At 70.5% G+C, this 12,754-nt stretch carries 12 protein-coding genes; 7 read left to right on the top strand and 5 right to left on the bottom strand.

The genetic code is table 11. The features are described 5' to 3' along the window. Positions 1-3 precede the first annotated feature (3 nt). Complete coding sequence (locus tag OG285_RS07835) at positions 4-1,182, top strand: extracellular solute-binding protein (protein ID WP_371790591.1); 1,179 nt, start codon at positions 4-6, stop codon at positions 1,180-1,182. Between the two features lie 61 nt (positions 1,183-1,243). On the opposite strand, the gene OG285_RS07830 is transcribed toward OG285_RS07835, so the two are convergent. From OG285_RS07830 to OG285_RS07810, 5 genes are all read right to left on the bottom strand, one after another. Then, positions 1,244-2,386, bottom strand: coding sequence for an FAD-dependent oxidoreductase (locus tag OG285_RS07830; RefSeq protein WP_356832612.1), 1,143 nt, complete (start codon positions 2,384-2,386; stop codon positions 1,244-1,246). Between the two features lie 93 nt (positions 2,387-2,479). After that, positions 2,480-3,394, bottom strand: a complete 915-nt coding sequence (locus OG285_RS07825) for an RNA polymerase sigma-70 factor (RefSeq protein WP_371790590.1) — start codon at positions 3,392-3,394, stop codon at positions 2,480-2,482. A gap of 46 nt (positions 3,395-3,440) precedes the next feature. Continuing rightward, the gene (locus OG285_RS07820; protein ID WP_371790589.1) at positions 3,441-3,572 is read right to left on the bottom strand and encodes a hypothetical protein; all 132 of its coding nucleotides are present in this window, start codon (positions 3,570-3,572) and stop codon (positions 3,441-3,443) included. 95 nt (positions 3,573-3,667) lie between these two features. Then, positions 3,668-4,390 (bottom strand): glycerophosphodiester phosphodiesterase, encoded by a 723-nt coding sequence (locus OG285_RS07815; RefSeq protein ID WP_356832606.1) that lies wholly within the window; start codon positions 4,388-4,390, stop codon positions 3,668-3,670. Positions 4,391-4,423: 33 nt separating this feature from the next. Next, positions 4,424-5,491 carry an adenosine deaminase gene (locus OG285_RS07810; RefSeq protein ID WP_371790588.1) on the bottom strand — a complete coding sequence of 356 codons (1,068 nt, stop codon included), beginning with the start codon at positions 5,489-5,491 and terminating at the stop codon, positions 4,424-4,426. 65 nt (positions 5,492-5,556) lie between these two features. Here OG285_RS07810 and OG285_RS07805 point away from each other — a divergent pair, with 65 nt between their 5' ends. The 6 genes from OG285_RS07805 (at position 5,557) to OG285_RS07780 (ending at position 12,735) form a co-directional block, all read left to right on the top strand. Continuing rightward, positions 5,557-6,402 (top strand): DUF4190 domain-containing protein, encoded by an 846-nt coding sequence (locus OG285_RS07805; protein WP_356832602.1) that lies wholly within the window; start codon positions 5,557-5,559, stop codon positions 6,400-6,402. Positions 6,403-6,947: 545 nt separating this feature from the next. Next, entirely contained in the window at positions 6,948-8,453 is a 1,506-nt protein-coding gene (locus tag OG285_RS07800; RefSeq protein ID WP_371793479.1) for a gamma-aminobutyraldehyde dehydrogenase, read from the top strand. Positions 8,454-8,471: 18 nt separating this feature from the next. Next, complete coding sequence (locus tag OG285_RS07795; protein WP_371790587.1) at positions 8,472-9,719, top strand: PotD/PotF family extracellular solute-binding protein; 1,248 nt, start codon at positions 8,472-8,474, stop codon at positions 9,717-9,719. Positions 9,720-9,842: 123 nt separating this feature from the next. Next, positions 9,843-10,997, top strand: coding sequence for an ABC transporter ATP-binding protein (locus OG285_RS07790; RefSeq protein ID WP_371790586.1), 1,155 nt, complete (start codon positions 9,843-9,845; stop codon positions 10,995-10,997). After that, positions 10,994-11,926, top strand: a complete 933-nt coding sequence (locus tag OG285_RS07785) for an ABC transporter permease (RefSeq protein WP_356832597.1) — start codon at positions 10,994-10,996, stop codon at positions 11,924-11,926. The genes OG285_RS07790 and OG285_RS07785 overlap by 4 nt, the downstream gene beginning before the upstream one ends. Continuing rightward, a complete protein-coding gene (locus OG285_RS07780) occupies positions 11,926-12,735 on the top strand; it encodes an ABC transporter permease (protein WP_371790585.1) in 810 nt (269 codons plus the stop codon). Before OG285_RS07785 ends, OG285_RS07780 begins: the two co-directional genes overlap by 1 nt. The last annotated feature ends 19 nt before the right edge of the window (positions 12,736-12,754 follow it).

The following is a 12,754-nucleotide window of genomic DNA, read 5'->3' as shown; positions in this document are numbered from 1 at the left end:
CGCATGGCAGATCTTGGTGTTTCCCGGCGTTCCCTGCTCCGCGGTTCCGGCGCGGTGGGCGCGCTGGCCGCGCTCACCGGATGCGGGGTCCCCGCGGCGTACGTGAAGCCGGGGGAGCGGGCGGGACGCGACAGATCGGCGCAGGACGGGAGCCTGGTCTTCGCCAACTGGCCGCTCTACATCGACACCGACGACCACGACTCCTCCAAGCGGCCCACGCTCGACACCTTCGAGAAGCGGTCCGGGATCAGGGTCAAGTACACCGAGGAGATCAACGACAACGACGAGTTCTTCGGCAAGATCAGCCCGGCGCTGATGAACCACCAGGAGACCGGCCGGGACCTGATCGTCATCAGCGACTGGATGGCCGCCCGGTTCGTCCGGCTCGGCTGGGTCGAGGAGATGGACCGGGCCAGGCAGCCGAACGTCGCCAGGTACCTCGACCCTCAGCTGCGTTCCCCGGCCTTCGACAAGGGGCGCAAGCAGAGCGTTCCCTGGCAGTCCGGGATCACCGGCATCGCCTACAACCGGCGCAAGGTCGGTCACGAGATCAAGCACCTGAGCGATCTCTGGGCCCCCGACCTGCGCGGCAAGGTCACCCTGTTCTCCGGGCTCGACGAGGCGTTCGCCCTGCTCATGCAGGGCAACGGTGCCGACATCACCAACTGGACCGCCAAGGACTTCGACACCATGTGCGACCAGGTCGAGAAGCTCGTACGGAAGAACCAGATCCGCCGCTTCACCGGCAACGACTACATCAAGGACCTGTCCACCGGCGACGTGCTCGCCTGCCAGGCGTACTCCGGCGATGTGATCCAGCTCCAGGCCGACAGCCCCGACATCGAGTTCGTGGTGCCAGAGGAGGGCGGCGAGCTCTGGGCGGAGTCCATGATGATTCCCAACCTCGCCCGCCACAAGGCCAATGCCGAGAAGCTGATCGACTACTACTACGAGCCCGCGGTGGCGGCGAAGCTGGCGGCCTGGGTCAACTACGTGTGCCCGGTCCCCGCCGCACGCGAGGTGCTGGCCTCGTCGAAGGACAAGGAGCTGGCGGACCTCGCCGAGGACCCGCTGATCTTCCCCGACGACACGATGCGCAAGCGCCTCGCCATCGCACGGGACATCACATCGGCCGAGCGGGTCGGATACGCGAAGCGCTGGGACCGGATCGTGGGTCTGTAACCGGTCCGGCCGGCCTTTCGCGGTCCGGCCGGACCGGCGCGTCGCTGGTTGGTCCAGCCGGTCAGGCCCGGCGGCCGGCGGCTCCCGGAACGTACGGGCCGGGGTTGCGCATCGCCAGTACGGTGCTCCGGGTGACCGCCTCCTTGAGCCGGGCCGCGGTGCGGCCGGTGAGGATCAGGTCCACCGGGGTGTCGTCGGCGCGGGTCAGCTGGATCAGCCCGTCCCGGCGGCCGAGGCTGATGTTCCGCCCGACGTAGCGCAACCGCAGCGGCCGGGGCGTCCGCCCGCCCACCGCGGCGGCGACGCTGTCCGCGACCCGCATTCCCATCGGGATGCCCGTCTGGCAGGACATGCGCGACGCAGACCCGTCGGGCCCGTGCGCGGCGGCCGCGTCGCCCGCCGCGAACACCTCCGGGTGCGAGGTCGAGCGCAGTGCGCCGTCGACCCGGATCAGGCCCCGTCCGTCCACCGCGAGGCCCGCGTCGCGGGCCAGCTCCGGCACCCGGAATCCGGCCGTCCAGACCACCGTCGCGGCCGCGATCCCGGTGCCGTCTGCCAGCCCCAGTCCTTCGGCGGTGACCTCGGCGATCCTGCTGTGCTCGTGCACGGTGATGCCGCGCAGCGCCATCGCGCGGCGGAGGTGGCGGGCGGCGCGGGCGGACAGGCCGGCGCCGAGCGCGCCGGCGGTGACCAGCCGGATGCCGAACCCCGGGCAGCTCTCGGCCAGTTCGGCCGCCGTCTCGATCCCGGTCAGTCCGGCGCCGGCGACGGCCAGCGGGCCCGTACCGCGCGCCAGCCGCCCGCGGAGCCGGACGGCGTCGTCGTAGGTGGCGACGGCCGACGCGTGCGCCGCGGCGCCGGGGACGGCGGCGGTGTCGGCCCCGCTGCCCAGGGCGTAGACGAGTGTGTCGTACCCGAGGGTGTCAGGCGCGGAGTCCAGCCGTACCGTACGGGCGTCCGCGTCGACCGCGGTGACGCGCGCGACGACCAGCGCGATGCCCGTACCGGCCAGCAGCCGCCGCAGGGGCAGCTCCCGCAGGCGCTGGCCGGCGGCGATCTGGTGCAGCCTGACCCGCTCGACGAAGCGGTCCGAGGCGTTGACGAGCGTGACCCGCGCACCGGTGCCGCGCAGCCGCCCCGCCGTGCGCTTGGCGGCCGCCAGCCCCGCGTACCCCGCTCCCAGAACCACGATGTGATGGGTCATCGGTCCTCCCGCATCCCGTTCGGCCTGTGCTGTCCCCCTCTGAACCGGCGGGCGGGCCGTTTCGTGACGGGCCGGGGTGTGAGGCAGGACACATCAGCAGTGTGCCGGCGGGAGGTTCTGACCGAGCTGGGCCGTGGCGAAGCCGAGCTTGCCGGGGTTGAGGACCGTGCGTACGGCGCCGACCCGGCCGTCACTGATCTCCGGCACGATGACGCCGAACAGCGCGTCGCCCATCAGGAGGACCGCACCGGGTTCGCCGTTCACCTCGGTCACCCGGAAGCACACGAGCGCCGCCTCCGGCCGGGCCGCGAGACCCAGCAGATAGCGGATCACCTTCTCCCGGCCGCCGACCGGACGGCGGGCCGCGCTGACCTCGCCGCCGCCGTCGCTCCAGGCGACCACGTCTGCGGCGAGCACCTGCTCCAGGCTCGCGAGGTCGCCCTCCACCGCGGCGGCGATGAACAGCTCGACGATCTTCCTGCGCTGCCCGCTGTCGACGGGCAGCTGCCGCCGCGGGCGGCCGAGCTGCTCGCGCGCCCTGCGGTGCAGCTGCCGGGAGTGGGCCTCGTCGATGCCGAGTACGGCGGCGATCTCCCGGTGGCTGTGCTCGAACGCCTCGCGCAGCACGAACACCGCACGCTCGGCCGGGGTGAGCCGCTCCATCACGGTCAGCAGCGCCAGCGAGACCGACTCGCGCTGCAGGGAGGTCTCCAGCGGCCCGAGCGCCGTCTCTCCGCCGTGGGTGAGCACCGGTTCGGGCAGCCAGGGCCCGACGTACCGCTCACGGCGGGCGCGCGCCGAAGTGAGCCGGTTCAGGCAGAGGTTGGTGGAGACCTTGGTGAGCCAGGCGACGGGGGTGCGGATCGCCTCGCGGTCGGCGGCGCTCCACCGCAGATAGGTGTCCTGCACCGCGTCCTCGGCCTCGCTCGCGCTGCCGAGCAGCCGGTAGGCGAGCGAGAACAGCCGGGGACGGTGGGACTCGAACTCTGCGGCGGCTTCCGTGGTCATGCCCGCAGCATGCCAGGGCCGCCGAGCCAGGTCCCGGCGGCAGGGCTCAATCGGGAGACGGGGCGCCGAACGCGGCCACGACGCTCTTCGTCGCCGTCGGGTTCATGTCCGCGCCCTTGGCGTCCGCGGGGTTGACGCCGTGGACGAGGGTCGGGGACAGGCCCCGGGCGGCTGCCATGACCGTGTTGTCCCCCCGGCGCCCGCCGGTCCTGGCCCACACCTCGCGCCCGCCGAGTGCTCCCCGGTGGTCGTGACCGCCAACACCATCCCGTATCAGGGGTGTTGCTGAGGGATCTCCCTCAGGGTGCCGGAGAGCGCCCGGCGGCGGACCGTGCGGAGGGCGTCGATGCGGTTCGTGGTGACCGAGTCGACGCCGAAGCCGATCAGCCGGCGCATCGACCGCTTGGTGTCGGGGGTCCACGCGGAGACCAGCAGCCCGTCCCGGTGGACCCGCTCGCAGAGCTCCGGACTCAGCAGTCCGAAACGGTAGTTGAGCCAGCGGGGCTTCACCGTGTCGAGCAGGGCGGTACGCGGCGGTGTGAGCGTCGTCCAGGTCATGGCGATCTCGGCGGCCGGATCGGCCTCGCGCACGGCGAGCATGGTGGCGGGGCCCGCGCAGTAGTACGTACGGTCGCCCGCTCCGCACTCGTGGACCACACCGACGACCGTGCGTACCGCTTCCGGAGTGGCGCCCGGCAGATCGATCATGAGCCGGTGACCGTCGGCCGACGTCAGCGCCTCCCGGAGCGTCGGCACCCCGCCGTCCGTCAGTCCGCGCAGCTCGTCCGCCGTGACCCGGGCGAGTGGCCGGTCATGGCCCCACAGCCGCTCCAGGGTCGCGTCGTGCAGCAGCACCGGTACGCCGTCCCGGGTCAGCCGGACGTCGATCTCCACCGCGTCGGCGCCCCGTTCCAGCGCGGAGCGGACGGAGGGCAGGGTGTTCTCACGGAAGAGATAGGGGTCGCCGCGATGGCCCACGGCAGTGACGGTACGCATGGGGCCATCCTCGCCGACCGCTGCCGCGGGCGGCTACCGGGCGAGCCACTGCGCGGTGTACGTGTCGATCTCGGCGGCCAGCTTCGTCTTGCCCGGCGCGTCGAGGAACGACGCCGTGACGGCGTTCTTCGCGAGCTCGGCGATGCCCTTCTCGTCCAGCCCCAGCAGGCGGGCCGCGACCAGGTACTCGTTGTTGAGATCGGTGCCGAACATCGGCGGGTCGTCGCTGTTGATGGTCACCAGCACACCGGCGTCCACCATGTCCTTCAGCGGATGTTCCGCCAGGGTGCGGACGGCCCGGGTCGCGATGTTGGAGGTCGGGCAGACCTCCAGGGCGATGCCCTGTTCCGCGAGGTGGTCGAGGAGCTTCGGGTCCTGGACCGAGCTGGTGCCGTGGCCGATGCGCTCGGCGCCGAGGTGGCGCAGCGCGTCCCAGACGGTCTCCGGGCCGGTCGTCTCACCGGCGTGCGGCACCGAGTGCAGCCCCGCCGCGCGGGCCCGGTCGAAGAAGGGCTTGAACTGCGGGCGGGCCACACCGATCTCGGGACCGCCGAGCCCGAAGGAGACAAGACCTTCGGGGCGCAGGTCCAGCGCGAGCCGGGCCGTCTCCTCCGCCGCTTCGAGTCCGGCCTCGCCGGGGATGTCGAAGCACCAGCGCAGCACGGTGCCCAGCTCGGCCTCGGCCGCCTTGCGGGCGTCCTCGATCGCCTCCATGAAGGCCTGCTCGGGGATGTTCCGGCGGGTGGAGGAGAACGGCGTGATGGTGAGCTCCGCGTACCGGATGTTCTGGCGGGCCATGTCACGTGCGACCTCGAAGGTCAGCAGCCGTACGTCCTCGGGGGTGCGGATCAGGTCCACCACGGACAGGTACACCTGGATGAAGTGCGCGAAGTCCGTGAAGGTGAAGTAGTCGGCGAGCGCCTCGGGGTCGGTGGGGACCATGGAGTCCGGGTGGTGGGCGGCGAGTTCGGCGACGATGCGGGGTGACGCGGACCCGACGTGGTGCACATGCAGTTCCGCCTTGGGCAGTCCTGCGATGAACGGGTGCAGGTCGGGCATCGGGTCCTCCGGGGTACGGCGAGTTCTGCTGGTCGGGAACATCGTAGGCGGGGACCGGAGCCTCGCACACAGGCTCTAGCATGACGAGCCGAGGATGGGGGAGGCCCATGTCAGACAACGCACCACGCCCTTCGGGGGATCCCGAGCCGCCGAGAGATCCATGGGCGCCGCCCGAGCCGAAGGTGCCGCTGGACAAGCAGACGGACCAGCCGCGGACGCCGCGCGACCCGGTGCACGACCAGCAGACGGTCACGGCCATGCCGAGCGCCGCCCCCGGTGCCGGACAGCCGGGATCCGCTCAGCCGGCTCCCGGGCAGCAGACGCCGGGCCCGCACATCCCGGGGCAGCAGGGTCCCGTGCCCCCGGGGTTCGCGCCTCCCGGGTACCCGCCCCCCGGATCCGTACCGCCCCCGCCGATCGCTCCGAACGGTCCGGGCCTTGCCGGCCCGGGGCCGAACGGTCCGGTACAGGGCGCTCCCGGCACCTACGGCTACCCCTCCTATCCGGGTGCCGCCCCCGGCCCGCAGGGACCCGCCCCCTACGGATACCCGGGGCAGTCCGGCCGGCCCGGATACCCCGGCTATCCGGGGTACGGCGGCCAGGGCGGCTGGAACACCATGCAGCAGGGACCCGCCAACGGCTACGGAGTGGCCGCGCTGGTGCTCGGCATCCTCAGCGTGGTCGTCTTCTGCGCCTGGGGTCTCGGCATCATCCTGGGGACGCTCGCCCTGATCTTCGGCATCCTCGGCCGCAAGCGAGCCAACCGCGGTGAGGCGAACAACGGTGGGATGGCGCTCGCCGGGATCATCCTGGGCCCCATCGGCATCGTGGTCAGCGCCACGTTCCTCAGCGTGGTCATCTGGGGCATCTCGAACGCGCACGACTCCACCCCCGACTACGGCAGCGGCGGCAACACCTACCCGAGCTCCCTCGTCGTCGGCGCCGACCACTGAGACACGGCCATGGACATACGGCCTGAGACCTGGCCACGGAGACGAGGGCACTGAGAACTGTCCCGGGCGGCCCCGCTCGCCCGGGCAGCGCCGCCGCCGGCACCACCGGGTGGACTCCGGCCGTCCCGCCGCGCGGTGCCCGCGGTCGGCCCGCGGCGACAGCCGTGCGCAGCCACTCCCCGACGGCCGGTATCCAGGGCTCCACCATGGCGTACCGCATGCCGTCGGCCACGGAGGGTGATGGCCGCCACCGGCTCGGACTGCCCGGTCCGATGCCCCGTCCCCGCCACGCGGGGCGCCCCGGATGTGCGGGAACACGATCCGCTCCCCGTGGCCGGCCTGCCCGGCAGGCTCTCAGCCGTGCTCCATGCACGGGAGTCCGGCAGCCGCCACGGACACTCCGTCGTGGATTTTCCGGCCCACGCGACACATGGTCCACCGATTCCGTTGCGTAACCAAAAGGAAACAACGGAATCACTTGTTGATGAACTATCGCTCTGCCAGGATCGGCACTCAATTCGAGCTTGAGCTACGGAGAGAGCACGATGGTCAACAGCTTCCAGGTGCGGGACCGCTTCGCGGCCGGCGCACAGTACATCGGCGGGCAGCTGCGCCCCGGTACATCAGGGCGGACCCAGGACGTCGTGAACCCCGCCACCGGCGAGGTGGTGTTCAGCTACGCGCCGGCGGGCACCGCCGACGTCGACGCCGCCGTCGCGGCGGCCCGCGCGGCCTTCCCCGGCTGGGCCGGGGCCACCCCGGGCGAACGCTCCGACGCGCTGCACCGCTTCGCGGCCGTGCTCGCCGAGCGCGCCGAGGAGTTCGCCTACGCGGAGTCCCTCCAGTGCGGCAAGCCGATCAAACTGAGCCGTGAGTTCGACGTGCCGGGCACCGTCGACAACGCCTCCTTCTTCGCGGGCGCCGCTCGCCAGCTCCAGGGCCAGTCGGCCGGCGAGTACAGCGGGGACCACACGTCGTACGTCCGCCGTGAGGCGATCGGCGTGGTCGGTTCCATCGCTCCCTGGAACTACCCGCTCCAGATGGCCGCCTGGAAGGTCCTCCCGGCCATCGCCGCCGGCAACACCATCGTCCTGAAGCCCGCCGAGATCACCCCGCTGACCTCGTTGATGTTCGCGCAGGCGGCCACCGAGGCGGGCATCCCCGACGGGGTCGTCAACATCGTCAACGGCCTCGGCGCGGAGGCGGGCGAACACCTGGTGGGCCACCCGGACGTGGTCATGACCTCCTTCACCGGCTCGACCCAGGTCGGCAAGCGCGTCGCCGAGATCGCCACCGCGACCGTCAAGCGGATCCACCTCGAACTCGGCGGCAAGGCCCCCTTCCTCGTCTTCGACGACGCCGATCTGGAAGCCGCCGTGCACGGCGCGGTCGCGGGTTCGCTCATCAACACCGGCCAGGACTGCACAGCCGCCACCCGCGCCTACGTCCAGCGCCCGCTGTACGAGGCCTTCGTCCAGGGCGTCGCCGAACTGATGGGCACCCTCCGCATCGGTGACCCCTTCGACGAGTCGACCGACATCGGCCCGCTGATCAGCTACGCCCAGCGCGACCGGGTCGCGGCCTTCGTGGACCGGGCCAGGGACACCGCCCGCGTGGTCACCGGCGGCGAGGCGCCCGAGATCGACGGCGCCTACTACCTCCCCACCCTCATCGCCGATGCCGCCCAGGACAGCGAGATCGTCCAGGCCGAGATCTTCGGCCCGGTCCTGGTCGTGCTGCCCTTCGACTCCGACGACGAAGGCATCGCCCTCGCCAACGACACCCCGTACGGACTGGCCTCGTCCGCCTGGACCCGGGACGTCTTCCGGGCGAACCGCGCGACCCGCGAGATCCAGGCCGGCTGCGTCTGGGTCAACGACCACATTCCGATCATCAGCGAGATGCCGCACGGCGGTTACAAGGCAAGCGGCTTCGGCAAGGACATGTCGGTGTACTCGTTCGAGGAGTACACACAGGTCAAGCACGTCATGTACGACAACACTGCGGTGGCCCGCAAGGACTGGCACCGCACGATCTTCGGGGACCGATAAGGAAAGGGCACCGAGCCCATGGAGCAGTTCGAGCCAGACCGTCTCTCCCCGGCCCAGCTGGCCGCCGCCCGCCGCACTCTGGCCCGTGGCGGAGGGTCAGTCACCCGCAGGTCGCTGCTGCGCGCCACGGGTGCGGGCGCTCTCACGCTCGGCGGCCTCGCCGCCCTCACCGGCTGCGGCATCCCCGCGGCCAAACGCGACGGCGGGGCCCCGGCCACCAGTGACCACTCGGCCGCGGAGAAGGTGATCAACTTCTCCAACTGGACCGAGTACATGGACGTCAGCGACGACGGAAAGCACCGGCCCACCCTGGAGGCGTTCACCAGGCGCACCGGGATCAGGGTCAAGTACACCGAGGACATCAACGACAACGTCGAGTTCTTCGGCAAGATCAAGCCGCAGCTCGCGGCCGGCCAGGACACCGGACGGGACATCATCATCCTGACCGACTGGCTGGCCGCCCGGCTGATCCGGTTCGGCTGGGTCGAGCGGCTGGACCCGTCGCTGCTCCCGCACGCGTACGCGAACCTCTCCGAGCAGTTCCGCACCCCCGACTGGGACCCGGGCCGCGCCTACTCGTACCCCTGGGCCGGTATCCCCACCGTCATCGCCTACAACACCAAGGCGACCGGCGGCCGCAAGGTCGACTCCGTCACCCAGCTCCTCGACGACCCCAGGCTCAAGGGGCGGGTGGGCTTCCTCTCGGAGATGCGCGACTCGGTCGGCATGACCCTGCTCGACATGGGCAAGGACCCGGCGAAGGTCACCGACGCCGACTACGACGCCGCGATCGGCCGCCTCCAGAAGGGCGTCGACACCAAGCAGATACGCCGCTTCACCGGCAACGACTACATCAGCGACCTGGACAAGGGCGACATCGCCGCCTGCGTCGCGTGGGGCGGTGACATCACCCAGCTCCGGAACGACAACCCGCACGTCGAATACGCCATCCCCGCCGCCGGATACATGACGTCCAGCGACAACATGATGGTCCCGGCCAGGGCCCGCCACACCTCCAACGCCGAACGGCTGATGGACTACTACTACGAGCCCGCCGTCGCCGCGAAGCTCACCGCGTACACCAACTACCTCTCCCCGGTGGACGGTGTCCGCGCGGAGCTCGCGAAGATCGATCCCAAGCTGGCGGCCGATCAGCTGATCCTCCCCGACAAGGCGATGGCCGCCCGGTCACACGCCTTCCGCTCGCTCTCCAGCAAGGAAGAGACGGCGTACGAGGAGAAGTTCTCCCGGCTCATCGGGGCCTGACCCCGCACCGCGCGACAGCTCGCCGCCCCAGCGCTCCCCGCCCCAGCGCTCCCCCCTCAGCGCTCCAGCCTCCCCATCTGCCTCTGCTCTCCTCTGTTCCCACGAACCCCCGGGACCGTACCCATGACACAGACGAATGAAGGCGGCGACGTCCGTCTCGCCGGGATCAGCAAGACCTACGGGTCGTTCACCGCGGTGCACCCGCTGGATCTGACCGTCCCGCAGGGCTCCTTCTTCGCGCTCCTCGGCGCCTCCGGCTGCGGGAAGACCACCACCCTGCGGATGATCGCCGGCCTGGAGGACCCGACCACCGGCACCGTCCGGCTCGGCGACCGGGATGTCACCGATCTGCCCCCGTACAAACGCCCGGTCAACACGGTCTTCCAGTCGTACGCGCTCTTCCCGCACCTCGACGTGACCGAGAACATCGCCTTCGGCCTGCGCAGGCGCGGCATCAAGTCCGTCAAGAAGCAGGTCGGCGACATGCTCGACCTCGTTCAGCTCGGGGACTTCGCGCACCGCAAACCGCACCAGCTCTCCGGAGGCCAGCAGCAGCGCGTCGCCGTCGCCAGGGCGCTCATCAACCACCCGCAGGTGCTGCTGCTCGACGAACCGCTCGGCGCCCTCGACCTCAAGCTGCGCCGCCAGATGCAGCTGGAGCTCAAGCGCATCCAGACCGAGGTCGGCATCACCTTCGTCCATGTCACCCACGACCAGGAGGAGGCCATGACCATGGCCGACACCGTCGCGGTGATGAACGGCGGCCGGGTCGAGCAGCTGGGCGCGCCCGCCGAGCTCTACGAGAACCCGGACACCACCTTCGTCGCGAACTTCCTCGGCACCTCGAACCTCATCGAGGCCGAAGTCGTCGAGGCCGGGGCCGACATCACCGTCCTCGCGTCGGGGGCCAGGCTCCGGCTGCCCGCCGACCGGTGTACGGCCGCCACCAGCAGTGGTGGCAAGCTGCTCGTCGGGGTGCGGCCGGAGAAGATCGCCCTGGCGCACGCGGACGACGCGGCGGAGATAGCGGAGGGACGCAACCGCATCACCGGGCGGATAGCCGACTCCAGCTTCATCGGGGTCTCCACGCAGTACGTCATCGACAGCCCCGTCTGCACCGGTCTTGAGGTCTACGTACAGAACGTCGAGCGCGACTCCCGGCTGTCCCCGGGCGCCGATGTCGTCCTGCACTGGAACCCCGGGCACTCGTTCGGCCTCGACGCCGGCCAGGCCGTCGACGCGGGCAAGGCGGACGCAAGTGCCGAGGAGGCCGCGTGAGCGTCACCGAGGCCCCGCCCGCCGAGGCCCCCGCGGCGGAGTCCGGCGCCGTACGCAAGCCGCCCGTCCGCAAGCGGCTCGTACCGTACTGGCTGCTGCTCCCCGGCATCATCTGGCTGGTGGTCTTCTTCGCCCTGCCGATGATCTACCAGGCCTCGACGTCCGTGCAGACCGGTTCGCTGGAGGACGGCTTCCAGGTCACCTGGCACTTCCAGACGTACTGGGACGCCCTGCACGAGTACTACCCGCAGTTCATACGCTCCCTGCTGTACGCGGGCACGGCGACGGTCCTCTGTCTGCTGCTGGGCTACCCGCTCTCGTACCTCATCGCCTTCAAGGCGGGCCGCTGGCGCAATCTGGTGCTGATCCTGGTCATCGCGCCGTTCTTCACCAGCTTCCTGATCCGCACGCTCGCCTGGAAGACGATCCTCGCCGACGGCGGCCCGGTCGTGGGGGTCCTGAACACCCTGCACATCCTCGACGTGACCAGCTGGCTCGGCTGGACCGACGGCAGCCGGGTGCTGGCCACCCCCATGGCCGTGGTCTGCGGACTCACCTACAACTTCCTGCCGTTCATGATCCTGCCGCTCTACACCTCGCTGGAGCGTATCGACGGACGGCTGCACGAAGCGGCGGGCGACCTCTACGCCACCCCGGCCACCACCTTCCGCAAGGTGACCTTCCCGCTCTCGATGCCCGGCGTCGTCTCCGGCACCCTGCTCACCTTCATCCCGGCGGCCGGTGACTACGTCAACTCCGAACTTCTCGGCTCGACCGACACCAAGATGGTCGGCAGCGTCATCCAGTCGCAGTTCCTGCGGGTGCTCGACTACCCGACGGCCGCCGCGCTCTCCTTCATCCTCATGGCGATCGTGCTGATCATGGTCACCGTCTACATCCGCCGAGCCGGCACGGAGGACCTGGTCTGATGCTGAGGAACTCCACGCGCTGGCTGCGCCGCCATCTCGTCACCGTCGCCGGGCTGATCACCCTCGCTTATCTGATCCTGCCCAACGTCGTCGTGATGGTCTTCTCCTTCAACAAGCCCAACGGGCGCTTCAACATCAGCTGGCAGCGGTTCTCGCTGGACGCCTGGAAGGACCCCTGCGGGGTCGCCGACATGTGCGGCTCGCTGAACCTCTCGCTGGAGATCGCCGTCTGGGCGACGATCGGCTCCACCGTGCTCGGCACGATGATCGCCTTCGCGCTGGTCCGCTACCGGTTCAGGGCGCGCGGCGCGATCAACTCGCTGATCTTCCTGCCGATGGCCATGCCCGAGGTCGTGATGGCCGCCTCGCTGCTCACCCTGTTCCTCAACATGGGTGCCCAGCTGGGCTTCTGGACCATCCTCATCGCGCACATCATGTTCTGCCTGAGCTTCGTGGTCACGGCGGTCAAGGCCCGAGTGATGTCGATGGACCCGCGGCTGGAAGAAGCCGCGCGCGATCTCTACGCGAGCCCGGTGCAGACCTTCCTGCGGGTCACCCTGCCGATCGTGTCGCCCGGGATCGCGGCGGGCGCGCTGCTCGCCTTCTCGCTGTCCTTCGACGACTTCATCATCACCAACTTCAACGCGGGGTCGACCGTGACCTTCCCCATGTACGTCTGGGGATCGGCGCAGCGCGGTACCCCTGTACAGATCAACGTCATCGGCACGGCGATGTTCGTCATCGCGGTGCTGGTGGTCCTCGGCGGCCAGCTCGTCAGCAACCGCCGGAAGAACAGCACACCGCACTGAGCAGGACCCGAAGGAGTGG

It is taken from the genome of Streptomyces sp. NBC_01471, assembly GCF_041438865.1.
Lineage (GTDB): Bacteria > Actinomycetota > Actinomycetes > Streptomycetales > Streptomycetaceae > Streptomyces.
The sequence above is the reverse complement of the archived record's forward strand: the minus strand, read 5'-3'. Positions and strand labels throughout refer to the sequence as shown.

Bases quoted from the DNA above. Each gene is read 5' to 3' on its own strand.
- OG285_RS07835 (WP_371790591.1), top strand. From the start codon at position 4: ATGGCAGATCTTGGTGTTTCCCGGCGTTCCCTGCTCCGCGGTTCCGGC.
- OG285_RS07830 (WP_356832612.1), bottom strand. From the start codon at position 2,386: ATGACCCATCACATCGTGGTTCTGGGAGCGGGGTACGCGGGGCTGGCG.
- OG285_RS07825 (WP_371790590.1), bottom strand. From the start codon at position 3,394: ATGACCACGGAAGCCGCCGCAGAGTTCGAGTCCCACCGTCCCCGGCTG.
- OG285_RS07820 (WP_371790589.1), bottom strand. From the start codon at position 3,572: ATGGCAGCCGCCCGGGGCCTGTCCCCGACCCTCGTCCACGGCGTCAAC.
- OG285_RS07815 (WP_356832606.1), bottom strand. From the start codon at position 4,390: ATGCGTACCGTCACTGCCGTGGGCCATCGCGGCGACCCCTATCTCTTC.
- OG285_RS07810 (WP_371790588.1), bottom strand. From the start codon at position 5,491: ATGTTCCCGACCAGCAGAACTCGCCGTACCCCGGAGGACCCGATGCCC.
- OG285_RS07805 (WP_356832602.1), top strand. From the start codon at position 5,557: ATGTCAGACAACGCACCACGCCCTTCGGGGGATCCCGAGCCGCCGAGA.
- OG285_RS07800 (WP_371793479.1), top strand. From the start codon at position 6,948: ATGGTCAACAGCTTCCAGGTGCGGGACCGCTTCGCGGCCGGCGCACAG.
- OG285_RS07795 (WP_371790587.1), top strand. From the start codon at position 8,472: ATGGAGCAGTTCGAGCCAGACCGTCTCTCCCCGGCCCAGCTGGCCGCC.
- OG285_RS07790 (WP_371790586.1), top strand. From the start codon at position 9,843: ATGACACAGACGAATGAAGGCGGCGACGTCCGTCTCGCCGGGATCAGC.
- OG285_RS07780 (WP_371790585.1), top strand. From the start codon at position 11,926: ATGCTGAGGAACTCCACGCGCTGGCTGCGCCGCCATCTCGTCACCGTC.